Here is a 25,375-nt window from a genome sequence, read left to right on the forward strand (position 1 = left end):
GGAGTAAAAGCTGTATTTACTTTGAATAAGTATCGGTATGAAATGGTTTGATAGAGGCTTAGCAAGCTAAAAAGACAAGTTGTTGAGCTAAGCGTGAAACGTATGCTTAAGTATGACTTAAAGTGATAAAGCCAAAAATACTATCTCACATACTGAGTAGCCCTTAGCCATATAGGTTATAGGCCACTCGCACTGATGATTTGATCCATCTGATTCTTAAACTCTACATCACTTAAATTGCTAAGCTTGTACAAGATGTCTGCACCCATCACATCCACTTCTACAAAGTGATCGTCTTGTTCTTCTTCATGGTTGCGGAACATAAGTAAATGACTAGAAATACGAGCGATTTCTAGGTAGGAGACTTTACCTTCAGAAATACTATCTGAAGAGTTCATCGCTACTGAGACAAAGTCTTCGTCAAATCCCCAACTTTCGAGCACTAATTGACTTGCCATCGCACATAACGCTCTGAATAGTTGCAGTGCAATGTCTTCACTTAGGTAATTGCCCTTTTCAAGGTATAAATAATATTCATTGACCAAGCAAAATAGTCCAATATCGGCAAGAAGGCCAACGAGTAGAGCTTTGTCTTCTTCAAGGTATTTAAATTGGACTGGGTTCTCTTCTTTATACGATTTGACCACCATAACCATAGCCGCGCCAAGTTCTCTTGAGTACGAAGCACTTGATACCAAAATTCGGTTACATTCCTTACTCAAATTGACCGATCGTTTTAGCTGCTCAATAGCCTGAGCGGTAACAATGTCACGAACTCTTGCAATGCCGAGTCTAGACACAGAAGTCATCAAATCAGTACAGGTGATGTTTCTACGATTAAAGATCACCGAGTTGGCAACTCGAATCACGATGGCGGCAAGGCCAGGGTCTTCAAGTAAACAATCGGCAATATCAGCAATGGTTGTGCATTCTAAAGAGCTGAGCCTCTGGATCTTGAGCACTACGTCTGGAATAGGGGGGAGGGTGACTTTACCGGTGCTAATTGAACGTTCAACCAGCTGAGCAAATTCTCCTTCAATCCCTTGGATAAGAAGATCTCGATTATCAGGTAGCCAGTAAAAAGATAAATGATTCATTTGTCCTGCTTTTTTCAAATGGATATTGTTCATCCTTGATGCCTATAAAGATACCCAGCCTAATAGCGAGGTGAAGGAAAACATGTTGATAACTGTTACTAAGTTTAGTCTCAGATTCGACAATAGTATTTATTATAGACCAAGTTTATTGAGAAACATGTCTCATATGGCAACACAACTTAAAATGAAGCTAGCTTTTATTGCTGACAGGTTTAGATAAGTTGTTTTATTATCATGAATTCATTGTATTAATTTAAATTATTGTTTGTATTGGCTTAATTTCAAAATTAACAATAAATATAAGTAATATTATCTTTTGGGTTAGGTGCCACTGCATTGTAAGGGTCAAGGATATGACGGAAGAAACATTATTGGATTACATGGCGAATTTTACGAAGTTCAGTACAAGATCAATGTTTGGTGGACTTGGACTTTTTAAAGAAGGGGCAATGTTTGCAGCCTTGACAGGAAATAAGCTCTATATTCGTGGGGGCGGGGAGTTAGATAAAGTTTTTGAAGATTTAAGTTGTGGTCGCCTTATTCATGTCAAAAAACAATCTAAGGTAACGGTTAATTACTATAATGTTACCCCACTTTTAAAGAGTGAAACGATAGATATAGAAAACATAATTGCTCGTTCCATTAATCAATCGATTAATCAACGAACGTCTAAGAAATCTTCCAGCCTAATACGACTTAGAGACTTACCAAATATGAGGTTGACGTTAGAGAGAATGGTGAAAAAATCAGGTATTTCAGATGTGGATACTTTTATAAAACTTGGTGCCGCTAAAGCTTACTGTAGAGTCCGTAACACTTATGGTAGTAATATTGATACAGACTTACTATGGAAATTCGCAGGAGCTATCGAAGGGGTTCACTGGGAGCTCATTGATCAAGAGAAAAAACAAGAGCTACTGGAAAACTGCGAAGATACGAATGAAGCGGAACCAGTGTAGTGAGTACACTGGTTCCCATTTTTATTAGAAATTAAAACGAGTCGTAAACATTAATTGGTCACCGTAGAAGTCATTAAACCTAGCTTCAGCGCCGATTGAGAATAGCTCTGTCGAGTGGAAGCGAGTGTAAACTGAGCCTACCCAATCATCTTTTTCATCAATCGATACATAGCCTGCTTTGCCGCCAACTTCTAGCTGTGGGCCTAGCCATTGACGTATACCAAGGTTTAGCTCCATCCCGGTGTTCGTTCCTTTTAGGGAGTTTGACGTATCTCCGTTGTCGGTCATTCTAAATAGCATTTCACCAGTCAAATCTGCCCAGTTGTTAATTGGGGCGTGAAAGCCAAAACCACCTGCGGCATCGTAATCACCGTCAAACTCGGAATCTACTCGCCCGATAACATGAGCATTAGGGTGAATAGATTTACTGACAGCTACGCCATATGTCACAGGACTGACACCAATTCGAGCATCTACGTAGTCATAACTAAAGTTACTCATTGTAGATGGTGCATATGGGTCAACCTCTGCAAATGCCGAGCTTGAAGCCAGTACTAATGCTGCCGCAATTATTGTTTTACGCATACTTACATAAACCTATATCTTAACTAATTCCATGACCTTAGGTGACAAGTGTGTCATCACATCGCGTAGCGCCATCATAATACATTCTTGCCCTTTCCCTCTATTAAAAAGACAGTCTTTTGTCACTGTTTGACAAATAAAGCAACGGTCATGCCACTTATTACAATATTCTTGACACCCAAAGAGCATACTAGAGTGACTTACGTACACTTTTGAGTGGGTTAGATATGACACAAATAGTTAGCAGGCTCTGAACTGGATATATTTAAATACAATTCGATTATGGAACTATGTACTAATTTAGTTATCTAGAGTATAAGAATTGCCAAACAACAGTTTTTTGACAGAATAGGTCATAGCTCGAGCTATAGGGAACAATATATTTTATGAATCGTTTAAAGGTTTATGGTGCAGTTGGTGGTGCAGTTGCACTGGTTTTGATTTGGCCTCTGGCTGTAGGGAAAATTGGTCAAGATGCGATAACCAAGCTAATAGATAATGCAAACAGTCGAGCGGTCAGCGCAAAAATTGTTAACTATGACAGAGGATATTTATCTTCTGTAGTTAAAACGGAGTTCACTATCAAAGACCCGGCTTTAATCCAGCAATTTAAAGCAGACGATTTACCGACTTCATTTTTTGTCACCAGTGACGTGTCGCATGGGCTATATAGCCTCAGCGCGCATTCTAAACTGGATGATGGTAGTAAAATTCCTTTAACCATGGACAGTACAACTCAGTTAAATGGTAATACCAAATACAAGATAGACCTAGGCAATTGGCATTTAACATCAAATACCAGCAAAGAGAAGTTTACCGTATCTATGTCCCCGTCATACTTATCTGGTACGGTTTCAGTGCTAGGTGAGATGACCTACAAATTGAATGTTCCTTCGATCGAATTGGATTTTGCATCGAAAGAAAAACTGCTAATTGATAGCTTAACAGGTGAAGGTCAAGGCAAGCGTGAAAATGGATTCTGGCTTGGAAGTCACACGTTGAAAGTCAAGAAACTCAATATAGATGATCCTAAAGGCAAGTCGACTTTCTCATTTGAAGGTGCTCAGTATAAATTTAACTCGAAGCTGGATGACAAGCAGACCAAAATCGAAAGTCGTAATGTATTATCTGTAAAAGATATTAAGACTTCAGATGGTGGCGATGTAACAAACTTAGTTTTGGATGCCACTCTTGGCGATATCGACAAGCAATCTTTCGGCAATCTTATGACTCTGTTTCAGGATAACCAAGAGTTGTCACAATCCGACTTAGAGAAAGCAATTCCGTACGTAAATACGCTGTTCTCGAAAGGGTTTTATCTCTCTATTGAAGATTTCTCGATGAATGTTGGAAAAGGTAAATTTACTTCTGATTGGAAATTTATCATTCCTCAGGGAACCGATAATGTGACTCAAAACCCCGGTGTGATTCTGACGGCGTTGCAAGGTCATATAAATAGTTACTTCTCCAACGATTTGGTGAAAGAGTACCCATTCATGAAGCACACTGTCGAAGGCGCGCTTGCAAATAAGATGGTTAAGCAAAAACAAGACGGCTATGAGCTAAAAGCGAAGATCGAAGACGGGAATTTAGTGTTCGAAGATGGGCAAAAGATACCACTTATCTCTTTGTTCCTATCAGGTATGGTTCACCCGCAATCTCATAATCACGCACACTAAACAATACGCTGTGAATAAAGAAAGAGGCCAACTGGCCTCTTTCTTTCTTTTTATTGGTTTTAAAAAATGGTATTAATTCATTCAGGCGATTCTTAAGTTGTTTACATAAGGGTTGGCTAGAAATGAAAAGAAAGCAGGAGCGGAAGGAAAGTCATGAGTTCAACAAAAAATACGGTATTCAATTTTAGCGCTGGGCCTGCGGGCTTACCGAAAGAGGTGATGCTGCAAGCACAAGCTGACTTGGTGGACTGGAATGACTTGGGAACATCGGTGATGGAGATCAGTCACCGTAGCAAAGAGTTTATACAGGTAGCTGAAGAAGCAGAGCAAGACTTAAGAGATCTGCTTAGTATTCCTAATAATTACAAAGTCCTGTTTTGTCATGGTGGTGCTCGCGGACAGTTTGCAGCAGTCCCTGCAAATCTAATGGGCTCCGCATCTAAGGCTACGTATATAGACGCCGGCTACTGGGCGGAAAGTGCGGCAAAAGAAGCCGAAAAATATTGTCAACCCGATGTATTTAAAGCGAAGTTTGAGCAAGATGGAAAAATCACCGTTCTGCCAGCGTCTGAGTGGGTCATCGATTCTGATTCTGCGTTCGTACATTTCTGCCCAAATGAAACGATTGATGGTATTGAAATTAATGATTTGCCAGAAACTGACAAACCTATTGTTGCAGACATGTCTTCTACAATCTTGTCTCGCGAAATAGACATCTCCAAATACGGCGTCATATATGCGGGAGCACAAAAAAATATAGGTCCAGCCGGCATTTGTATTGTTATCGTTCGTGATGATCTGCTGGGTTTGGCTCAAGATACATTACCAAGCATTCTGAACTACAAATTGTTGGCTGAAAAAGATTCGATGTACAATACACCGCCAACCTTTGCATGGTATTTATCCGGACTTGTTTTCAAGTGGTTAAAGCAGCAAGGTGGCGTTCAAGCTATCGAGCAAATTAACCGAGAAAAAGCAGACATTCTATACAGCTATATTGATCAATCTGATTTTTACAAAAACAATGTCCACCCTGACAACCGCTCAATTATGAACGTCCCATTTACTTTGGCAAAACCAGAGTTAGATGCTGAATTTTTGCAGCTCGCTAAACAACGAGGTTTGGTTGCATTAAAAGGACATCGAGCAGTGGGTGGTATGAGAGCATCAATTTACAATGCGATGCCGATAGAAGGTGTGCAAGTTTTAGTTGAGTTCATGAAAGAGTTCGAACAAAACAACGCTTAGTCTTTTATCTATATAAAATGAAGAGGCATCTGACCTCTTCATTTGACAGAATGTCTATTCGTTTTCCCACATTTCAGGCCAGTACCTATAAATGCAGTGACCATGTTCATTGAGACGTTGCTGGGCTTCAGCTAGGTAAGCGAGGCTCTTTTGCTTGGCTTCGTGTTGATTGCCAATAAGAAGTACGTAGAAATTGTTCGCAAGCTCTTTTCCAGAGCTGTCTTTCAGCGAAAGTGACACTTGGAACTCACCGTCAGCGTTCGACGGAATTGCCCAAGAGATTCCAGATAACTTAGTTGCCGAATCAATGCCTGCATCCAAGTTTAGGCTTCCTTTACACTCTGTTGTATTGTCTTGGTAGCGAACTTCCCACTCCAAAGTCAAATCTTTGAGGCTATGTTGATAATCATTGATAACCCAAAGGTTTGCTGTAAAGTCTCCTCCTGCATCCCAGCGTCTTTTATTAAACTCTAAGCTTGGCAATAACGGTTGATATGTTCGTTTCAAGTAGTCAAAACTGATCTTTTTCTCACCATAAAAATCGACGACACCCCATTTGATATCAGGCACATGTGTGATGAAGTGACACAATGCCACACCACTCATTTTGGGCTTGCGGCGTCGGTACGTTTCTAGAGCAAACTGGATAACAGTCCCTTGAGCGATTTGTGTTGCTTCGACAAATTCTTCTAACGAGTCCATCTTGTAATCGTTAAAGACCTCAAAATTAAGGTTTTTAAGAATGTCGATATCTGCCCAGTGATAAGCCCAGCTAGGGCCCATTGGCCACAGTTCGTCTTGTGGGATAAATTTTTTCAAGCTCTCAATTGATGGTGCTGATGCTGCGGTTAGTTCTGGAATAATGCAACAATCTAGCGCAGGGTAATATTCTTCCATGAACTCAGCGCCACCTTGATAGTAGTGCTCGTTTGCATGGATCGAATCATGTGCTTTAAAGCCCATATTTTGAGCCGATTCTGAACTAAGTGGTGAAGCTAGGCCATAAGGAATATCCGTGTACTTAGATACTGATTGACCTATTACTTCCATTAGCTGTTTGTTGCCACTCTCTTCGTGGGCACCGGAGAAAAAGACTTCTTCACCACCCATCCAGAAGATATTAGAAGGGTGGTTGCATCTTTGTTTCACTGTCTCAACACATTCGTGCAATACGCCCTGAATAAATTCCTCATCTTTTGGGTATGCCTGAGTGGCTAGAGTAAAGTTGGTCCAAACCGTGATACCTAACTCATCGCATAAGCGATAAAATTCAGGGGTTTCAGGCGGATGCCAGCCGAAAATACGCAGGTTATTAATGTTGGCCTCACGTACCATTTCAACGCGCTTTTGATACTTTTTTAGGCTATTTTGGCCATAGAGGAAAGAGGGTTGCCCTCCCCAACAAGCTGAACGCAAATAGTGACGTTTACCATTGATGAAGAACGTCCATGGAAATTCCGCCTCCTCGCGAGAGTAACCTGGGTTGAAATCCATGGTGACTTCACGTAGGCCGATCGTTTCTTGCTTATTGTCGACTTCTACACCGTCTTGGATGACAATCGCATCGAGCAAATATAAGTTTTGCTCACCCATGTCCCAAGGCCACCATAGCTTAGCATCCGAGACTTCAATTTCTGTATTGACAGACTGTTGACCAGGTTTGAGTGTTAGTTTAGTTTCAGAAAAGTAGTCCTCAGTGTCACAATTCTTTCCCCGTAGGTGGGATACCAAAGTCACTTCGTGATTTTCATCTAACTGGTTGTCAAGAGTATATTTTGCCTTAACAGTGGCGTGCTTCTCACCGATAACTTTCACATCTGTTCGTATATCTTTGACTCGCACTTTTTCTGTTGCTTCAATACGAACGGGTCTCCAGATCCCAAACGGAACCAACCCAGAGAAATAATCACCAGAGAAGTTAACCTTTTTACCGCCACAGTTGCGATAGTTCTTCGGTGGAGGATCAAGTTTTACCATTAGCATGTTCGAACCGCCGCGCCAATCGGCAAAGTTGGCTTGTTCAGTGATATCGAACTCAAACTCTGAGAACATACCTTCATGATGGCCGAGGTATTCGCCATTGAGCCAAACTTCGCAGCTGTAATCGACGCCTTCGAAAATTAGGCGGATTTTTTTACCTTGCATTTCATTTGGTAAAGCGAATCTGCGGCTATACCACCATTCATATTCTGCAGCCCATTTTGCTCGGTGCATGTTGCGGCCAAAATAAGGGTCCTCAATTTCATTTGCGCGATGTAGGTCTGTATAAACATCGCCAGGGACTTTAGCGAAGTTCCAACTAAAGTGAGTGCCTTGATATTCAGCAGGCAGTAAGTGCAAGCCTTCTTTTACGCCTTGCCCCGGGCGCATTCTTTCCATCTGCCAGCGATTACCGCTTAGGTCTAAGTTAATACGTTTCATTCTATCCTCCGTAATTTCCGAAAATATAATATTCATATATAAATTACTCATTCAAATAAAATTCACTTTATTGTGATGGAGATTACTTCAATGGGTAATATGACTATTTGCTCTTGCCTAATCTGAATACGCTTTTCAATCAATTGTAATAAAGTATAAAATGAATTTTTTATAGCCATTATGTAGCTGCCTTCACGATTTGAATTCGCCAAATTTAATATATCTTGACTGTTCATTCGCAAAAGAATTTATATTTATATATAAATAATTAATTCAAAAAAATGAACTAGGGGATGATATGAAGACACTCAAAGGTATTACTTGGAACCACACTCGTGGATTTACTCCTATGGTGGCAACCGCGCAAAGGTTTGAAGAGCTGAATCCAGACATTCGCATTACTTGGGAAAAGCGCTCCCTGCAAGCGTTTGCAGATGAGCCAATTGATCAACTAGCCGAGCGCTATGATTTGCTTGTCATTGATCATCCATGGGCAGGTTTTGCCGCAAAAACTGGTGTAATTGAAGCGTTAGATAACCTTTTACCGGCTGATTTTTTGCAAGACCAAGAGAAAAATTCTGTTGGTCAATCTCATGTTAGCTACAGCTACAATGGCAAGCTGTGGGCACTTGCGATGGATGCAGCAACACCTGTTGCGTCTGCTCGCTTGGATAAATTATCTGAGCTAGGAAAGGAGATGCCAAAAACTTGGCATGAACTATTGGATCTCGCTAAGAAAGGATTAGTTGCAGTTCCTTCTATTCCCCAAGACACTTTGATGAATTTTTATATGCTTTGCTGCACGTTGGGAGAAGACCCGTGTTCAACAGACAAGCACGTGGTAAGCGAAGATATTGGGGTGCAAAGCCTTGAAATGTTACGTGAGCTTTCAATCCATTTGGATAAACGCTGTTTTGATTGGAATCCAATCCAAGTTTATGAAGCGATGACACAAAGTGATGACTTTGCCTATTGTCCATTTGGGTACGGCTATTCGAATTATGCGAAACCGAGTTACGCTCGCAAGCAATTAAAATTTGCTGATACCGTTGAATTAAATGGTCACGGTCGTTTGATTACCACCTTAGGTGGGACTGGCCTTGCTGTTTCTGCAAGCTCTAAGCATAAAGATATTGCAGCTAGTTACGCTGAGTTTGTCGCTAATCCTGACATGCAAGCGCATTTCTTTACCGAATTTGGTGGTCAGCCAGGGCACAAAGACGCTTGGCGCAGCGAGTCAGCGAACCTAGCATCGGATAATTATTTTACTGACACAATGCCAACGCTTGAGCGTGCTTTCCTAAGGCCACGTTATCATGGTCACATGTATTTCCAAGACCATTCTGGCGCGCCGATACGAGAATTCCTAATGAAGGGAGGGGATGCTAAAGAGGTTCTGAAACACTTAAATGATCTTTACCTAACCTCAAAGGAAATCAAGCTATGAGAAGACCTTTAGAAGGAATCACGGTGTTGGAGTTTAGCCAATATATGGCAGGCCCTTATGCTGGACTGCGCCTCGCAGATCTTGGCGCGAGGGTCATCAAAATAGAGCGGCCAATATACGGTGATTCTTGTCGTCAGCTTGCGACTAAAAGTATGTGGGCAGATGGTGATAGCGTACTCTTCCATACTGTGAATCGGAATAAATCTTCTTTTGTCGCCGATCTCAAAAATCCAAAAGATATTGAAACCATTAAAAAGCTGATTGCTGAAGTAGACGTTATTACACATAACTTTCGCCCAGGAATTATGGATAGGCTAGGGCTGGACTTTGAAACGGTAGAGGCAATCAATCCGACCCTTATTTATGCTGAAGTGAGTGGTTATGGTGAAGTTGGTCCATGGCGTACAAAACCGGGTCAGGATTTGCTTGCTCAAGCGATGTCTGGCTTAACTTGGCTAAGTGGAAACCAAGAACAGCCACCGATTCCTTTTGGTGCGGCTGTCGCTGATATGCTGTGTGGTACGCATTTGGCTCAAGGTATTCTCGCTGCTCTGGTTAAAAAACGTCGTACTGGCAAGGGCAGTAAAGTTGAGGTTAGCTTGATGGAGTCGGTCATTGACTTCCAATTTGAGGGGCTAACAGCATTTCTTAATAATCCGGAGTTTACACCTGAGCGCAGCAAAGAGTCCAATGCGCATGCTTATCTAGGTGCTCCATATGGAATTTATCCAACAAAAGATGGCTATATAGCGCTCGCGATGGGTGAGTTATCACTGCTAAACAAAGCGTTGTCAGATAGTCGGTTAGAGTTTTGGTTTGAAGGTGACTTGTATTTTACTGAGCGGGATAAAGTAAAAGCGATTATCTCTGAGATTTTGCAGGGGAACACAACAGCGCATTGGATTACCAAGCTTGAAGATATTGGCTACTGGTGCTCCGATGTTTATGACTATCAGACTTTAACTCGCAGTGAAGCTTACTTGTCTTTAGAAATGGAGCAAGTGGTTTCCAGAAACGAAGAGACAAAAGTGCGTACCACTCGATGTCCTATCCGTATTAACGGGCAGGTTCTCGCATCAAGCAAAGCCTCACCAAGACTAGGAGAAGATACACAGGCAATTTCTCAGGAGTACCAACTATGATCTCACCTCTAGACGGAATTATCGTGCTTGATTTTACTCAATTGCTTTCTGGGCCTTGTGCCTCGCTTCGGCTAGCGGACCTCGGAGCTAGAGTAATAAAGGTCGAACAAAAGGGACAAGGAGATCTCTCTCGCCAGATCTATGGAGAGTCTTATCAGGTTGTTGGAGAATCGGCATTTTTTCAGGCTATTAATCGAAACAAAGAAAGCATTGAACTAGACCTAAAGTCTTCAGAGGACGACAAGTGTCTTGTGCGAGAGCTTATTAAGAAGGCTGACATCGTCCTCCATAATTTTAGACCGAGAGTAATGGATAGACTCGGTATCGGCTATGAACAAGCAAAGGCACTGAACCCAAACATCGTATACGGTGTTATTTCTGGATACGGGGAGCATGGACCATGGAGCCAGAAGCCAGGACAAGACCTTCTAGTTCAAGCGCTCTCAGGTCTAGTGTGGCAAACAGGCAGTGATCAAGATGGCCCTGTACCGATGGGGCTTGCAATCGCTGATATGTTGGCGGGTGGTCAGTTGGTACAGGGAGTATTGGCTTCTTTAATCAGTGGGGAAAGCACCTTGGTGGAGGTCAGCATGTTGGAAGCTATCCTAGATTTTCAGTTTGAACCCCTCACTTTGTACTACCAAGATCAGGAGCCAGTCTGGAGAGGGGAGGTAAATGGCGCTCACCCGTTAGTAGCCGCACCTTATGGGTTGTATAAAACCCTAGACGGATTTTTAGTGTTGGCAATGGGCTCGATTCAAAAGCTAGGAGAGCTGCTTAATTCGAAGGAACTATTGGTGTTTTCAGACCCTAGCCAATGGTATATCAGGCGCGATGAAATCAAATCAGTATTAAAAACCCTTCTTTTAACCAATACCACTGCTCACTGGCTGAGAATTTTGGAGCCAGCGGATATTTGGTGTGCAGAAGTATTCGATTGGGCGCAATTGTTGTCTCATGACGGGTTTAAGGTTCTTAATATGCTGCAAACCGTTGCGAATAAAAATGGTGAAACTTACCAGACAACCCGTTGCCCGATTCGCATCGACGGACAGGTTTTCACAAGTTCGTTAGGAGCTCCAGCATTAGGGCAACATACAGAAAAGATTAGAGAAGAGTTCACTTTTCGAGAGGAGTTAGCACAATGATGGAGCCTATGTGGGTGACATACTCAAGGGTCAATAGGGTCGGCTTTATCACGTTACAACGTGATAAAGCCAATGCGTATGATCTGACGTTTGTGCGCCAATTTTCAGATGCACTTGAAACAGCTGAGCTCGATGAACAAACGAATGCAGTTGTAATTCGCAGTGGCGTGCCGCGCTTTTTTTGTACGGGTGCAGATATCAGGGCATTTCAAAAAAATAGTACGCAAGACAACCAAGCAATGGTCGAGCAAGCGCGCTTAAATATGTCCACCATTGAGGTGAGCAACAAGATCTATATTGCGCAGATTGAAGGCCACACTCTTGGGGGCGGATTAGAGATAGCCATGGCGTGCGATTTACGTTTTGCGTCGCAAGGCAATTATTACTTTGGTTTACCGGAAATCAAACTTGGGTTAATGCCTGGAAACGGAGGTAGTCAGCGTTTGGTTCGCTTAGTTGGATTGAGCCGTGCTATCGAGCTGCTTGCCACAGGTGAAAGTTTCACCCCACAACAAGCCGCCGAATGGGGTGTAGTAAACCGACTTTATACGGCTGAAGAACTCGCATTCGAGACAGAAGAATATGCAAAAGTCATTTCAAATGGACCTGGTTTGGCTGTCGCCGCAACTAAGAAAGCGTTGCGTCAAGGCGTAGAACTGTCGTTGCAACAAGGGCTATTGCTAGAGCAAAAGTTAGTTGATGAGCTCTATGATACTCATGACGCAAAGGAAGGCTTTGAAGCGTTTGTTGAAAAGCGTAACCCAGAATTTTTAGGAAGATAAATTATGAAGCAACAAGTGACACATTACCCTTGTTTTATCCATGGAGAGTGGGTTAACGCTTCCAATGGGGCGACATTTGAAGTGATTAATCCTGCCAATGGCCAAGTATGGGCGACGGTTCCAGACTGTACAGACGATGATGTCGAAAATGCGATGAGAAGTTCTCAAGGTGCACAAAGAGCTTGGCAAATGTTACCTGCAATTGAACGTGGCAGATATATCGCGCGAATTGTTCAAGTTCTAAAGCCCCAGCGAGAGCATTTCGCTAAGTTAATCGTCAAAGAGCAAGGTAAGACACTCGCGCAAGCTTATAGTGAGTTTGATGATACCTTGAATTATCTGAGTTATTCTGCGCAAGCGGCTCGCCGCCTTCAAGGAGAGATTTTTCCATCGGATGAACCCAATGAACAGATTTACATCAATCGTGTACCTTACGGAGTCACATTGGGTTTGTGTGCGTATAACTATCCATTGGCTCTTATAGGTAGGAAAGTTGGGCCTGCTTTGGTTACTGGCAATACCATAGTTTTGAAGGCTCATGAAGCAACCCCTGTTACAGCATCTGAATTTTGTAAAGCAGTCGAGGAGGCAGGTGTGCCAGCGGGGGTGATTAATCTTGTTAGTGGTTCTGGAATTGATGTGAGCTCACAGTTAGTCACACACCCAACAACGCGCTTAGTTTCCCTAACAGGTAGTACTCAAGCAGGGCAAGCAATTTACAAGGCGTCATCAGAGAATGTCTCTGGGCTTGTGCTGGAGCTAGGAGGCAAAGCAGCGTTTATCGTGTTGGCTGATGCCGATATCGATAAAGCGGCGGAAGCGGCGGTTGCATCGCGTTACGCAAATTGCGGGCAAGTTTGTATCTGTAATGAATTGGTTTTAGTGGAAGAGTCGATCGCAGAAGAATTTACCGAAAAAGTTTTGCAAAAGGTAAAACAGCTCCGAGTTGGAGACCCTATGGCAGACGTAGATATGGGACCAAGTGTGACGCAATCTGGATTAGACCGCGTTGCAACTATGGTCGATATTTCAGTTTCAATGGGAGCGAAAATAGCAGTGGGTGGCGGTAGGCCAGCAGGAGAACAGTTTGCAAAAGGCCATTGGTTTGAACCGACTGTTTTAACTGAAGTTACCGCAGAGATGCCTGTTGCTAAAGAAGAAATGTTTGCACCTGTCATGCCGATTATAAAGGTAAAGAACTTCGAGCAAGCATTGGATATTGCAAATGATCGCGAAGATGGTTTGTCTTCTTATATCTACACGCAAAACGTAAACCACATAATGCAAACCATCAATCAGTTAGAAGTCGGGACTGTATTTGTGAACCGGCCAATCACTGGTAACGTTCAAGGTTTCCATTCTGGTCATAAACGCAGTGGTATCGGCGGAGAAGATGGTATTCATGGTATAGAAAATTATCTACAAAAAAGGGTGGTGTATTGGAGCTATGAGTAACGCTGCAAAGTGTTTCTATTTTTAAATTGAAAGCGTGTTAGTTAATCCAACTAACACGCTTTTGTTTCTATACAAGATACAGCTTTAGTTTACCTTTACTGTCGAGCTGATCTGAAGTAGCTCAAAGGAAAAATACATAGTGTTGCTGTTAATCTCCTTCGTGATACCTTTGTTCCGCTTCAGATTGCGCTTCGAACTCGTCGTAAACGACTGGAGTTGTCTCGCTAGAGCTAAAGTGAATGGTCGCTGGCGATGAATAATTTGGTACATTATCGTAACTAAAAACCGAGTAGTACTTTTCTAAATTCGCGTTGCCGAATCGATCGAACGTATAGTTGTCTTTTCCTCCATACAGTTTGACCCCATCAAAAGGCGAGCGAGGTGGATGAAAATTGTTTCTCACTACATAGGTTCCTACCCAATCATCATGGTTAGGGTTGTCCCAAGTCAATTTAACTGCTCCACCTTCAATCGAAACATCAAGATTCTCTGGTGCCACGAGAGGTGTTTTACGGCGCTCGATATATTCTACTACCAGCTGAGGCAATATCTCCCCATCACCGTTAGATGTTTTCCAAATCACATCCGCATCTTGTTGGCGAGAGGCTGAAGTTGCTCTAATTATAAAATGAACATCTTTTTCTTGATCGTGCAAGCTTTCTAGAGTCTGCCTTGCCGAGCTATCAAAAATAAATGTTTGGCGCGGTGTTTTCACTAACGCTTTATCACTCACTTCATAGCCCAAAAATTCAATGACTTCAGCGTTACGAACATTCTCAGACTGAAGTTCTTCGCGTTCAGAAGGTAGGTCCACCATTGATACCGTAAAACGCATTGGTTGAGAAACTCGGCTAAGCTGTTCACTTTCCAGAACCAGATGGGCATGGGTGATAATGATGTCCGTTTGTTTCGACAATTGAGGAAGCGAGAAGCTCATGTGCCCCAACACTCTTTTCCCTTCTTCATCAAAACCACTTTGCAGAGAATTGGCAATGAGGCTCGTACCTCGTACTGTATGGCAGGTATTTGCGCCAAAGGCTAATCGATTAGGGCTTCGCTGATAAATCAGCTCCAAACTGGGGCGATAGTGAATCCCACCACCAAAACGGCCATAACCGATGTCAAACTGCATCATCTGTGAGTCTTGACCGAGCGGAAGTTTTCTCGGTCCTTGCAAGCGCAACAATAAGCGACCTGTATTCAGTTGATCTTGAATTAAGTGTCTTTCAACTAAGCTGAGTTGCCAAGTTTTCCAGATGCCTTGAGTCAATTGATCGGATTCTATGGCGTTACCCAAAGTTTGTAGTGGGGTAGCTTCATGAATTTGAGAGTAATCAGTAATGTCTGAAATATCTTCTGGGTTGAGGATAGAAACCGACCATTCACCATAGTTTTCTATTTTTGCTCCCACGCGGTTCATTGGATATAAAGACAAAACTGCACGCTTAATGATCGCGTCGGTAGGGATTTTCCTAACATCAAAGTCAATAACGCCGTAACAAATTCCCTTGTTGTTATTTACACCAATAAATAGAGAGTTGAGGCCAAAATGTTCTCTATTGCTTGACCTTGTTAGCTCCCCAACATAGCCAATGTTATCTGCGAGAGGGAATAAGGTATGCGAAAACTCGTTTCGCTCCAGCCCAGCCTTGATTTTAAGTTCTGGAGCGAATGGGGATTTAATCCGAGTGACTCTATTTACCTTACGAAGATTATAGAAATAGCGTCGTCCAGACTTCAGCTGTTTATCGCAATGGTAGTTTTGCGAAGTTATTGCGACTAAATTATCACGAGTGCAGGGCGCTTTGGGTGCCTCACTTCGATAGACTTGATAGTAACATCCTTCTTCTTCGGAGTTATGGTCCCAAGTAAGCTCAGCAGTATTGGCCGTGACATTATTGACGGTAAAGTTCTGTGGGCGAGATGGTGCTAAATCAGAATAGTTTATCGCTGAGCCTAATGCATAAAGCAATGCTGGCGTATTCTCGTCGACGCTTTGGCTCATATTGACCAAGTAATCAGGTATATTACGGCTGCCGACTTCAACCACCGTCGCTAAAATTCCGCGATCATAATAGTACTCTCTACCACTTCCCGGTATCAGGTTGGCTGGTGGTTTTCCGCGATGAATACCATACTGGCGCTTTGTCACATTATAAATTTCGCGAGCCATATTGGCACATAGAATATTGAGATCAGTCCCTTCTATTTCCGCTTCATGGTTAAACTTGTGAGCAGGAAAGAAAACATTGCCCTGCGAGTGGTAATCTAGCGCGATACGGATATTTTCATGAGATTCGACGAATTGCTTAATTGCTTGCGTTTCTGGCTCAGAAAATGCTGAAGGCCCACCATAAACGTTCGATTGAGTGTTAGCAGAGTATTTAAAGTTAATCCCAAAGTTTCTATTGAGATCAACGCCAAAAGTGCCATCCCCATTGTCGCGCCTGTTCTTACGCCAAAACGAAAAGTGACGACGTGAATACTCGAAACCATCAGGGTTTAAACAGGGCACCATATACAGTGTATTTCGTGTGAGAGCTTCAACGACATCAGGGTTGTTTGGATAATTGTCGATCAAATATTGAATGAAGTTAACCGCCAGCTCGATGCCAATCCACTCACGGGCATGAATAGTTCCCGTGTAGAGTAAAGCAGGCTTTAAATCAGCATACGCAACATCTTGAGAGACAGTCACCATCATAATTGGGCGACCTTCGTGAGTCTCACCGATGCTTTGCAAACGAATCAAATCTGGATACTTTGCTTTCGCCTCAGTCAGAAAATCAATAGTTTCTTGATAAGAGAGATATTGCTTTTTCATGGTTATACCTCAGAAAATTGGAAATGACTCCAATGGTTAACTATTAATTCTAGTTTCTTCTCTTTGAGGTTTCGAAATGACAAAAGTTGTTCAGGGCTATTATTGAGAACTTCAACGGTTCTTTTTGGTCCCAAAGTATTGACGATATCGTTAGCGAGAACTTTGCCAACACCTTTCACCTGCAGAAAAAACTCAATCAGTTCCTCTGCTGTATAGATATGACGGTTACCAGCTTCGGAGCTTGCCTCTAACTGCTGCTCTACGTCTTCGTAATCTTCTATACCGCTATCAAGAGCATTTGCTGTTACATTAGAAAGTACATCACCTAAAGCAGATGGAGTTTGCTGTATCACTTTGAATTCATTTTGGCTTTGGAAATTCCAGCATTCACTTGGCCACTCTTCTCTCGATTGTTGATAGGTTTCAAGCAGTGGGTATAGCTTTTGAGTCGGTTCGTGTTCACCAGTATCGGTAGAGTAGCTCGCTTGCCCGAAACTGATGTGTCGCATTGTTCTAAGCAATGACGAGTCTATTTTGCCAAGCTCTTCCCAGTTTCTATGCGCGAAGAATGGCTTTTTAAAGTGATTTGGGGCCAGTAGCCAAACCAAGTATTGTCCAATCCAATCTCGGATATACGGAAAAGCAGCAAACGCAGTTGCGCATTCTAAAATACTGTACTGATCATCCATGCTTACCGCGATATCACACGCCCAATATTCCGCTTTGGCTGCTTTTGACGCAGCAACAGCTAGGTCGAGGACTTCTTGAGGCACATCTTGATAATCCATGCTGCCGCCTTGGCTAGTATTTGTTAGCCATTCTCCTTTAGGTGGGCGTCTCCAGAATGCGCAAACAGGTTGGTGCCCAACTAACATAACTCGAATATCGGCTTTCATTGGCACGAAATCTTGTATATAAGCGGGGTAGTAGCGCCTTTCTGAATACAGTTTGAGTGCTTCTTCTTCAGTGTCTACTTTGTGGACGAAATAGCCGCCATAATTCGATGGCCCATAAGAACGTTTTACGATTTTTGGATAGCTGGTATTTCGTAAGAAATTCAGTGCTTCTTCTACTTCATAAAAAATGTGAGTCTTTGGTGTGGGTAGCTGGTATTTATTGCAAAAATGAGTAACGTTCTCTTTAGATTTATTGCTGAACTGGCTGTCCAGTGAAGGAAGAAAGCGCACATCGGGTAACTCGCGAGCAATTTCTCGAAATGTTTCATATGCCGTGGCTGGAATATTGCCAATCAACACGTCGATATTTTTACGCTTTACTTCTTCAATAAAGCGTTGCTTGTCATTTCCCCAGTGATAGGTAAGTTGTTCAATCTTGTCAGGCCATCCGCGAAAATTTGATCGATCAAAAAAACGTAAAACATGATCGAGATAAAGCAATCCTATGGTAGGACGGGTTTTGTTAACGATGTTCATACTGCTGGTTCCTTTAGAAGTAATTCGGCGGTGATAGCACTATCTTGATGAGCGACAGGAGCCATTTTGAGTGGTGATTTAGATGATGAAGGCTTGTTTATAGTTCGATCGATTAAATCGACCAGATAAGAAATCTTTTTGTCGTTAAAGTTGAGTCCAATTTTTTCCTGATCAGGGGTTGCAAACGCTGGGATTCCGTTCACTTCAATAACAACATAGCGTTGGTACTCAATATCAAACAGAATATCGACACCAGCAACCTCTAGCCCGGTCACCTTAGCTGCCTTCAGAGCTAAATCAATGACTTCGGGCACCGGCTCACGCATGATTACGCGACCACCGCTAGAAACATTTGACTTCCAACTTCCAGTCGCAGCTTGACGTCCATAGCAAGCAACAAACTTTCCATCTACGATGTCAACGCGGTAGTCGGTAAAGTCATTTTCTATCACTCGTTCTAGGTAGAATTGAGGTGCTTTCTGTTTAGCGATAAATGGTGTTAGTAAATCTAAATCGCGAACGCTTTCGAGTTTAAAAATTCCGTTGCCACCCCAACCGTCAACCGGTTTACAGATAGCCTTTCCGCCCCAAAAGAGCATATGTTGTTTGAGTTGTTCAATATTATTTTTATTGCAAACGATATAATCGGTGGTTGGGATACCATTTACTTTGAGCATTTGTGCGGTGAGATATTTATCTTCTGTCAATGTAAACGCTTGATAGTTATTGATCATCGGAATGACCGAGTTCAGAGCTTGATAGAGATAGACTTGAAATTCTGATTGCTGACCAGCGTTATAAGAGAAAAATAAATCGAGCTCATCCATCTTATACCCATTGCAAAAAATATTGCCATTATATGCTGAAGCATTCGCAAGATTTAATCCAGTTAACGCTTCAATTTCTCGCTCTTGTAGCTGAGACACAATTTTGCGTTCAATTTCTTTTCCTCCACCATTTTCATACAACCATATTCCAATCCTTTTGCTAGCCATTTTACATCCCTCGCCGTTGGTAACTGATAACTTTATTTATGAATATTTTGTGAAATTTGAAACGTTATGTATAAATGCGTATATCGCATTGTTTCATAGGCGGTATGATACTGACCGATTAGGAGATTTGTCAAAAGATTCAGACGTTAAATCCAAGCTGCATAGGGAAGTAAAAAAATGAATGATATCAATTATAAAGATCTCAAAATGATGGTCGAGATCAATACTTGGACGCACAATAAATCCGGTGTCGATAAGTATGGAAAGTTGATGATAGATTGGCTTGAACCTCTCGGTTTTAGTGCCGAGTGTTTTGAGCGTCAACACGTAGGCAATCATCTTCTTTTCTGTAGCCGTCAAAGCAACGATTCTCCAAGGCTACTTTTGTTAGGTCATCTAGATACGGTTTTTCCACCGAATACTTTTACCGAGTTTTCTGAAGATGGCGAGTGGGTCTATGGACCAGGTACTTGTGATATGAAAGGAGGCAACTTTGTCGCTTTATCCGCACTCCGTCGACTTTACTCTGAACTTGGGCAAGTTAGTAACATCGACTTTTTGTTGGTTAGTGATGAAGAAACCGGAAGTGATGATAGTAAAGCCGTCACAAAGCAAATAGCTAAAAACTACAGCGCTTGTATTGATTTTGAAGCAGCAGGCCCCGATCACGAAGTGGTGGATGGGCGTAAAGGTGTCGCCACTTATAGTGTAAATATTGAAGGTGTCGCAGCTCATGCGGGGAACTGTTTCCTAGAAGGGAGAGATGCAAATCTTGCAGCTGCCAACCTTTTAATCAAGCTAAGTTCTCTTACCGAGGTAAGCAAAGGAACAACTGTCAACATCGGAAAAATGGAAGGAGGGATAAGTACTAACACAATTTCTCCGCAAGCTAAGCTGATGGTAGAAGTTCGTTTTACTGAGTTTTCCGAGCAGGAGCAAGTACTTAATCAGATTCCTCAAATGATTCAGGAGGCAAGTTCAAACGGTATCACTGCCACTTATTCGGGAGGCTTGCAACGTGACGTGATGACACAAACTCCCGAGCAAGTTAAATTTCTCAATCTACTTAGTGACTTAGTAGGGTATCCACTTAAAACAGAGCAGCGCGGCGGAGTGAGTGATGCAAATGTCGTTGCTGGAGCAGGCGTACCTACGCTGGATGGGTTTGGCCCGTTTGGCGATGGAGATCATACTGACCAAGAACGCGCACTAAAAAGCAGTTTCGTAAGACGAATAGAAGAAGTTACCAAGATTCTTCATTACTTTGCAAAATAATCCTTTTCAAAAAAGTGTTGGTTAAAGGCCTGTGAACAGTAGGCTATTTTGCTTTAGAAAAATAGTGAAAGTGAGTATTTCAGTACTTTTTCACAAAAATACTGTGCTATCGCTTGATTCTTTGCTCTGTGATTGCAAATTATTCAGTTGGTTGATTAACTAGGGGTGTCTATATAACAGAGGTAACAAAATATACATGGACGACCCCTTTAGTCGGCAGGACCTTTCTTTTATGCAGGAGACGATCCAGTGTTAGAGCTCCTCATACAACCTGATACATGGGCTATTTTCGCTACGCTTTTAGTCCTAGAAATCGTACTTGGCGTCGATAACGTGGTATTTATTTCTGTGCTCTGCGAACGACTGCCGGTTTCTGAGAGAAAATTAGCGCGAAACTTGGGTATTTCTCTAGCCGTCGTAGCTCGTATTTCACTAGTCTTTTCTATATCGTGGGTAATGTCACTCACACAACCAGTATTGGATATATTTTCCATCAGTTTTACTGGCCATGATTTGATTATGATTGCAGGTGGTGCTTTTCTATTTTTAAAAAGTATCAGGGAGCTTTGGTTTTGGCTGACCCACCATGAAGCTGGCTATTCTACTCATATTAGAACTGGACTTGCTGTTGTATTGCTGCAGGTTGTGGCTATTGACGCTGTATTCTCTATGGACTCAGTGATCACAGCGATAGGATTAACGAGCAATATTCCTATTATGATTGTAGCAATACTGTCTTCGGCGGTGATCATGATACTGATGGCGGATAAGATCAATCACCTCGTTGTTCTGTATCCAGGTTTCAAAACTCTGGCTTTACTATTTTTGATGCTACTTGGCGGGTTGCTAATGGCTGAAGGATTCGCCATTTATATCAATAAAGGTTATGTCTATTTTGCGATGGTCTTTGGTATTGTGCTCGAGCTATGCCATATTCGGCTGATGACAAAGTACTCTGTGAACCCATCCTCTAAAACAAAAGAAACGCCATAAATCTAATAAATCGTCGAGACAAAGATAATAATCTATATAAACACCATTATGTAACTTGTTTTTTATGTTTTTTTGATGTTCATGTCTATTAATATTCTTGAATTGATCTATGAATTTTGGATAATTAAATTTCAGAAAATATGAGTAAAGATAAATAGGTACTCTGTTTGGTAACTGAGTTGAAGGATATAATATTTATTAGGGGATATAATTATCGTATATTAGAACTTGTTCGTTATTTTTATGAGATTAAATAAAAGTAGAAGTTTAATCGATTAAATATAAACAATATATCAAGAAATTAGTAATAGCAGAATGAGAGGACGAATGGAAGATATAAAAATAGAAGTTTTAAGTCGTGAAGCCACAACTAATGATTGGGTATCACTATGTATTTATTCCTTTATTTTCTTTAGCTTTTTATCTTTGATGAGTGCGCTAATTTTTTATCTGTTACCTTCATCGCTAACATGGGTAGAGCTCGTGCAAGCTGTTTTCGTTGACCCTATTGTTGTCGCAAAAAACTATCATCTGGCTAGTTATATTCTTATCGGTGGAGTGCTCATGCCGTTTCTTCTATGTGCAATGTCGGCGGTCTACCTATCTTGTAACGCATTTTTTGAACGATATCTTGACGTCAACTAAGCTACGTCTGGTTTTGGTCGTCAGTTCTACTCCAATATGGATTTACAAATATATTTATGGAACAAATAGATCAATTTTTATTCGAACCATTTCAATACCTTCAAACACAGAAACACTATTTTTTTTGCAATTATTTCAGCAATAATATTTTTTGAATCGGGCATTATTTTCTTATTCTTTTTGCCAGCAGATACGTTGTTGTTTTCTACGGGAATATACTTGTCTAATTCAGGAGGCTCCCCACTATACATTATTGCACTACTTGTTTTTGCTGTTTACTTGGGGAACTTAGCAAACTTTTACATTGCCCGATTTTTAAAGAAAAAGAGCTTGAAACACCATTGGTTGAGTCATCATCATGTTGAGTATGCGAATGTATTTTTTAGTAAATATGGCGTGATCGCGATTATTCTAGGACGCTTTTTACCCATCGTGAGAACATTTGCCCCATTTGTGGCTGGGTATTCAACGATGTCTAACAAAGTGTTTAATGGGTTGAGCTTTCTAGGAGCACTATTTTGGATTAACGTTCTGGTACTTACGGGATTTTGGTTAGGCAAGGTAGAGTGGATAAACAATAATTTATTTTACCTTGTTATTCTATTTGTGGTTGTTTCAGTGTCACCTGTTATGATTAAGCTACTTCATCGTTTAAAAAATAATAAGAGCTAAACCTATCTAAAACTTGCTTGGGGTGATTGAATCGAGAAACAATGCCTCTAGGTGGGTCATCATGCCCTAGAGGCATTTGTATTAAGACAGGGGAATATTGTGTTTCGTAGTGACACCTTCGGAGCAGCTTAAGGTTAAGATCACTTCTTGATGATTGTTTTTATTTAACGAAATCAGAGCCAGTGCTTCGCCTTTGTACGTTTCGATTTGAGAAAGGTAATGTGGTGTGACGCTGTCTATTGCGCCATTACCTATCGCTACTATTTGGGCATTTCCAGATAGCTCGAAGCAGATCTCTGTGTCTTTATGGGAAATAGGGTTTCCATCTTCATCCAATAGTTTAGCTCGTACCAATCGCTGGAATTTCTCTCCGTGATCATCACAAATTACACCGATACTCGCAATTTCCCCAGCGGTGACTATCGAAGAGGAAACAGCCGTTTTCTGATGAATATTTGCTCTTATTTCAACAGTGCCATTTTCATAGGGTACTGCCCATTTTAAGGTGCGATCAGCTTGCTCTTCGAGTGTTCTTTTTCCTAAGCTCCTACCATTAAGAAACAGCTCTGCTTCTTGGCAATTAGTGAAGGCCTCCACAATCACCCAATCACCAGGTTGATAGTTCCAATGTTGGTTGCTGTCTTTCCAAACCCATAATTCTTGCTCCCATGCGTTTTCATCACTCGCTTGAACGGTAAAGTCAGTTTGACTAAATATGACTTCTCGCTCTGTTGCTAAAGCGCTATGCATATAAACGGTTGGAGTCTCAGTCCATAGCGTGCGATATAAATGAAATGCTGGCTTTTCTCTACCGCTAGAATCGAGAAGGCCACTATTGGTAATTCTTGTTGGCCATTGATTATGAGTCTCGCCCATATAGTTCACACCAGTCCATAAAAATAACCCGCTGACGAATTCACGTTCTTGAATCGCTTTCCATTCGTGCCATTGGGGTAAATTCTCGTTACCAACAATTGGCAAGCTTGGGTAGTTTTCGTGACCATAATCGTAAATCACTCGACGATAACTAAACCCGATGACATCTAGCGCTTCAGCATAACCGGATTCATAGCTAGCTGAAGGTAGAATACAATTGGCTGTGACAGGTCTCGTCGTATCTAATTGTTTCGTCCATACCGCTAGTTTTTGCGCGGTTTTGCCGATATCGTATTTATGGCGAGGCAAGTTATCAAGCTGGTTTTTAATCTCTTCCTTGCTATTGGGTGGCAGACTCCAGAAATAATTGCCATCCCAGCTAGCATCAAAAAAGCCGGTTGCTTCGACATTTCTTGGATAGGTCCATTCGATTTCGTTGCCAATACTCCACATAAAAATACAAGGGTGGTTGATATGACAGCGGATAGTATTTTTTAAATCTTGCTCAGCGAATTCTTGGAAATACTCACTTGAACCTCGGCTAATAAAATCTTCATGTTGTTCGTTCATGTTCAAGCGCTTGTCTTTGGGGTAATCCCATTCATCGAAAAACTCGTCTTGAACTAACATACCAATTTGGTCGCAGAGTCGAAGTAGATTCCTTGCTGCTGGGTGATGCGCTATTCTAATCGCATTGACACCGCACTCTTTGAGTTTGAATAGCCGCTGTTTCCAAATAATATCCGGCACCGCAGTACCGACAAGTCCACCGTCTTGATGCAAACATACTCCTTTAATATCTGTGTTCTTGCCGTTGAGGTAGAACCCGGTTTTAGGGTTAAACTCAATACTACGAATGCCAAATTGCGTTTCAACTTGATCAATCATTGTATTTTCTTCAAACACCTTGGTGACCAACTTGTACAGTTGGGGAGAATCGGGTGACCACAGGGAAGGTGCATGAATAAAAAAATCCAATGTTTGTTTATTGTCGTGCTCAGCAAAAGAAGCATTGATCTGACTTTGCGTGATGTGCTCTCTGCTGGATACAGAGATAATCTCACTCTTTATTGAAAGTTGCGTGCTTTCAGAGTTGTTTATGGTGAGTGTTTGTTCAACGTGGGCTTGGCCAGAAGGTAAAAGCTGGCTAGATACGGTATTGCCCCAAATAGCCACATGAGTAGGATGCGCTAAAACCAGTTCAACATCGCGATAAATTCCAGAGCCAGTGTACCAGCGAGAGTCGACATATCTCCTGCGATCAACATGTATCAGCATCTCATTTTCGTCTTGTAAATAATCACTGATATCTAAATAAAAAGGCGTGTAGCCATTCGGGTGGAAAGTTAATTTCTGGTCGTTTAGATAAATGGTGGCTCGATTATAAATACCATCGAAAATGAGATACGCGACTTCAAATGTGCTGTTATGCAACGGGTTATTAAATACTTTTCTGTACCAACCTTCACCTCCAGGTAGGTAGCCCGTAGCGCCATCATTTGATGAAGAAAACGGCTGTTTAATACTCCAGTCATGTGGTATCTGAACGGTTTGCCAGTTTTCCGCGATCGGAGAGCGGTTAGAAAGTTGAAAAGTCCAGTTGTCGTTAAAGCTTATGGTTTGTCTAGCGAGGAGGGTGCTCATACTTCTACCTTGAAGTTATTCTGGAAATAAAAAAGCCATTGTTTTAAGGAGAATT

General features: G+C 41.8%; 19 protein-coding genes. 12 read left to right on the forward strand and 7 right to left on the reverse strand.

Features of this window, described 5'->3' with window-relative positions; all coding sequences use genetic code 11:
• Positions 1-176: 176 nt before the first annotated feature.
• The gene (locus ACM2FC_RS03875; protein WP_498479970.1) at positions 177-1,097 is read right to left on the reverse strand and encodes an HDOD domain-containing protein; all 921 of its coding nucleotides are present in this window, start codon (positions 1,095-1,097) and stop codon (positions 177-179) included.
• Between the two features lie 353 nt (positions 1,098-1,450).
• Here ACM2FC_RS03875 and ACM2FC_RS03880 point away from each other — a divergent pair, with 353 nt between their 5' ends.
• On the forward strand, positions 1,451-2,056 hold the full coding sequence (locus ACM2FC_RS03880) for a TfoX/Sxy family DNA transformation protein (RefSeq protein ID WP_498479535.1): 606 nt from the start codon (positions 1,451-1,453) through the stop codon (positions 2,054-2,056).
• Between the two features lie 24 nt (positions 2,057-2,080).
• Here ACM2FC_RS03880 and ACM2FC_RS03885 read toward each other — a convergent pair whose 3' ends face one another.
• Entirely contained in the window at positions 2,081-2,641 is a 561-nt protein-coding gene (locus ACM2FC_RS03885) for a hypothetical protein (protein WP_498479536.1), read from the reverse strand.
• Positions 2,642-3,027: 386 nt separating this feature from the next.
• Here ACM2FC_RS03885 and ACM2FC_RS03890 point away from each other — a divergent pair, with 386 nt between their 5' ends.
• Together ACM2FC_RS03890 and serC are read left to right on the forward strand one after the other, a co-directional pair.
• Positions 3,028-4,320, forward strand: coding sequence for a DUF945 family protein (locus ACM2FC_RS03890; protein WP_498479537.1), 1,293 nt, complete (start codon positions 3,028-3,030; stop codon positions 4,318-4,320).
• Between the two features lie 153 nt (positions 4,321-4,473).
• The gene (gene serC / locus ACM2FC_RS03895) at positions 4,474-5,568 is read left to right on the forward strand and encodes a 3-phosphoserine/phosphohydroxythreonine transaminase (protein WP_498479539.1); all 1,095 of its coding nucleotides are present in this window, start codon (positions 4,474-4,476) and stop codon (positions 5,566-5,568) included.
• 54 nt (positions 5,569-5,622) lie between these two features.
• Here serC and ACM2FC_RS03900 read toward each other — a convergent pair whose 3' ends face one another.
• Positions 5,623-7,989 (reverse strand): glycoside hydrolase family 2 protein, encoded by a 2,367-nt coding sequence (locus tag ACM2FC_RS03900; protein WP_498479540.1) that lies wholly within the window; start codon positions 7,987-7,989, stop codon positions 5,623-5,625.
• A 298-nt stretch (positions 7,990-8,287) separates the two neighbouring features.
• Between ACM2FC_RS03900 and ACM2FC_RS03905 the strand changes: the two genes are divergently transcribed.
• From ACM2FC_RS03905 to aldA, 5 genes are read left to right on the forward strand one after another with little or no spacing between them, the layout of a single operon-like run.
• Positions 8,288-9,436 carry an extracellular solute-binding protein gene (locus tag ACM2FC_RS03905; protein ID WP_498479541.1) on the forward strand — a complete coding sequence of 383 codons (1,149 nt, stop codon included), beginning with the start codon at positions 8,288-8,290 and terminating at the stop codon, positions 9,434-9,436.
• Entirely contained in the window at positions 9,433-10,578 is a 1,146-nt protein-coding gene (locus tag ACM2FC_RS03910) for a CaiB/BaiF CoA transferase family protein (RefSeq protein ID WP_498479542.1), read from the forward strand. Before ACM2FC_RS03905 ends, ACM2FC_RS03910 begins: the two co-directional genes overlap by 4 nt.
• Positions 10,575-11,726 carry a CaiB/BaiF CoA transferase family protein gene (locus ACM2FC_RS03915; RefSeq protein WP_498479543.1) on the forward strand — a complete coding sequence of 384 codons (1,152 nt, stop codon included), beginning with the start codon at positions 10,575-10,577 and terminating at the stop codon, positions 11,724-11,726. Before ACM2FC_RS03910 ends, ACM2FC_RS03915 begins: the two co-directional genes overlap by 4 nt.
• Positions 11,723-12,508, forward strand: coding sequence for an enoyl-CoA hydratase/isomerase family protein (locus tag ACM2FC_RS03920; protein ID WP_498479544.1), 786 nt, complete (start codon positions 11,723-11,725; stop codon positions 12,506-12,508). Before ACM2FC_RS03915 ends, ACM2FC_RS03920 begins: the two co-directional genes overlap by 4 nt.
• A 3-nt stretch (positions 12,509-12,511) precedes the next feature.
• A complete protein-coding gene (gene aldA / locus ACM2FC_RS03925) occupies positions 12,512-13,963 on the forward strand; it encodes an aldehyde dehydrogenase (RefSeq protein WP_498479545.1) in 1,452 nt (483 codons plus the stop codon).
• Between the two features lie 148 nt (positions 13,964-14,111).
• Here aldA and ACM2FC_RS03930 read toward each other — a convergent pair whose 3' ends face one another.
• From ACM2FC_RS03930 to ACM2FC_RS03940, 3 genes are read right to left on the reverse strand one after another with little or no spacing between them, the layout of a single operon-like run.
• Complete coding sequence (locus tag ACM2FC_RS03930) at positions 14,112-16,787, reverse strand: M14 family zinc carboxypeptidase (RefSeq protein WP_498479546.1); 2,676 nt, start codon at positions 16,785-16,787, stop codon at positions 14,112-14,114.
• A gap of 2 nt (positions 16,788-16,789) precedes the next feature.
• Complete coding sequence (locus tag ACM2FC_RS03935) at positions 16,790-18,220, reverse strand: ATP-grasp domain-containing protein (RefSeq protein ID WP_498479547.1); 1,431 nt, start codon at positions 18,218-18,220, stop codon at positions 16,790-16,792.
• Positions 18,217-19,215, reverse strand: a complete 999-nt coding sequence (locus tag ACM2FC_RS03940) for an ATP-grasp domain-containing protein (protein WP_498479549.1) — start codon at positions 19,213-19,215, stop codon at positions 18,217-18,219. Before ACM2FC_RS03940 ends, ACM2FC_RS03935 begins: the two co-directional genes overlap by 4 nt.
• A 177-nt stretch (positions 19,216-19,392) precedes the next feature.
• On the opposite strand from ACM2FC_RS03940, the gene ACM2FC_RS03945 reads away from it, so the two are divergent.
• From ACM2FC_RS03945 to ACM2FC_RS03960, 4 genes are all read left to right on the forward strand, one after another.
• Positions 19,393-20,490, forward strand: coding sequence for a M20 family metallopeptidase (locus ACM2FC_RS03945; RefSeq protein WP_498479550.1), 1,098 nt, complete (start codon positions 19,393-19,395; stop codon positions 20,488-20,490).
• A gap of 249 nt (positions 20,491-20,739) precedes the next feature.
• On the forward strand, positions 20,740-21,483 hold the full coding sequence (locus ACM2FC_RS03950) for a TerC family protein (RefSeq protein WP_498479551.1): 744 nt from the start codon (positions 20,740-20,742) through the stop codon (positions 21,481-21,483).
• A gap of 327 nt (positions 21,484-21,810) precedes the next feature.
• Complete coding sequence (locus ACM2FC_RS03955; RefSeq protein WP_498479552.1) at positions 21,811-22,128, forward strand: hypothetical protein; 318 nt, start codon at positions 21,811-21,813, stop codon at positions 22,126-22,128.
• Between the two features lie 180 nt (positions 22,129-22,308).
• Complete coding sequence (locus ACM2FC_RS03960; RefSeq protein ID WP_498479553.1) at positions 22,309-22,800, forward strand: DedA family protein; 492 nt, start codon at positions 22,309-22,311, stop codon at positions 22,798-22,800.
• Positions 22,801-22,881: 81 nt separating this feature from the next.
• On the opposite strand, the gene ACM2FC_RS03965 is transcribed toward ACM2FC_RS03960, so the two are convergent.
• Entirely contained in the window at positions 22,882-25,320 is a 2,439-nt protein-coding gene (locus tag ACM2FC_RS03965; RefSeq protein WP_498479554.1) for a glycoside hydrolase family 2 TIM barrel-domain containing protein, read from the reverse strand.
• Positions 25,321-25,375: the final 55 nt, after the last annotated feature.

Source organism: Vibrio sp. A37, from assembly GCF_059777565.1.

What these genes read in the sequence shown, in the direction of transcription:
- ACM2FC_RS03890 (WP_498479537.1), top strand. Translation starts at nt 3,028, where the DNA reads ATGAATCGTTTAAAGGTTTATGGTGCAGTTGGTGGTGCAGTTGCACTG.
- ACM2FC_RS03915 (WP_498479543.1), top strand. Translation starts at nt 10,575, where the DNA reads ATGATCTCACCTCTAGACGGAATTATCGTGCTTGATTTTACTCAATTG.
- ACM2FC_RS03940 (WP_498479549.1), bottom strand. Translation starts at nt 19,215, where the DNA reads ATGGCTAGCAAAAGGATTGGAATATGGTTGTATGAAAATGGTGGAGGA.
- ACM2FC_RS03935 (WP_498479547.1), bottom strand. Translation starts at nt 18,220, where the DNA reads ATGAACATCGTTAACAAAACCCGTCCTACCATAGGATTGCTTTATCTC.
- ACM2FC_RS03930 (WP_498479546.1), bottom strand. Translation starts at nt 16,787, where the DNA reads ATGAAAAAGCAATATCTCTCTTATCAAGAAACTATTGATTTTCTGACT.
- ACM2FC_RS03920 (WP_498479544.1), top strand. Translation starts at nt 11,723, where the DNA reads ATGATGGAGCCTATGTGGGTGACATACTCAAGGGTCAATAGGGTCGGC.
- ACM2FC_RS03875 (WP_498479970.1), bottom strand. Translation starts at nt 1,097, where the DNA reads ATGAATCATTTATCTTTTTACTGGCTACCTGATAATCGAGATCTTCTT.
- ACM2FC_RS03905 (WP_498479541.1), top strand. Translation starts at nt 8,288, where the DNA reads ATGAAGACACTCAAAGGTATTACTTGGAACCACACTCGTGGATTTACT.
- ACM2FC_RS03900 (WP_498479540.1), bottom strand. Translation starts at nt 7,989, where the DNA reads ATGAAACGTATTAACTTAGACCTAAGCGGTAATCGCTGGCAGATGGAA.
- aldA (WP_498479545.1), top strand. Translation starts at nt 12,512, where the DNA reads ATGAAGCAACAAGTGACACATTACCCTTGTTTTATCCATGGAGAGTGG.
- serC (WP_498479539.1), top strand. Translation starts at nt 4,474, where the DNA reads ATGAGTTCAACAAAAAATACGGTATTCAATTTTAGCGCTGGGCCTGCG.
- ACM2FC_RS03945 (WP_498479550.1), top strand. Translation starts at nt 19,393, where the DNA reads ATGAATGATATCAATTATAAAGATCTCAAAATGATGGTCGAGATCAAT.
- ACM2FC_RS03880 (WP_498479535.1), top strand. Translation starts at nt 1,451, where the DNA reads ATGACGGAAGAAACATTATTGGATTACATGGCGAATTTTACGAAGTTC.
- ACM2FC_RS03955 (WP_498479552.1), top strand. Translation starts at nt 21,811, where the DNA reads ATGGAAGATATAAAAATAGAAGTTTTAAGTCGTGAAGCCACAACTAAT.
- ACM2FC_RS03885 (WP_498479536.1), bottom strand. Translation starts at nt 2,641, where the DNA reads ATGCGTAAAACAATAATTGCGGCAGCATTAGTACTGGCTTCAAGCTCG.
- ACM2FC_RS03965 (WP_498479554.1), bottom strand. Translation starts at nt 25,320, where the DNA reads ATGAGCACCCTCCTCGCTAGACAAACCATAAGCTTTAACGACAACTGG.
- ACM2FC_RS03910 (WP_498479542.1), top strand. Translation starts at nt 9,433, where the DNA reads ATGAGAAGACCTTTAGAAGGAATCACGGTGTTGGAGTTTAGCCAATAT.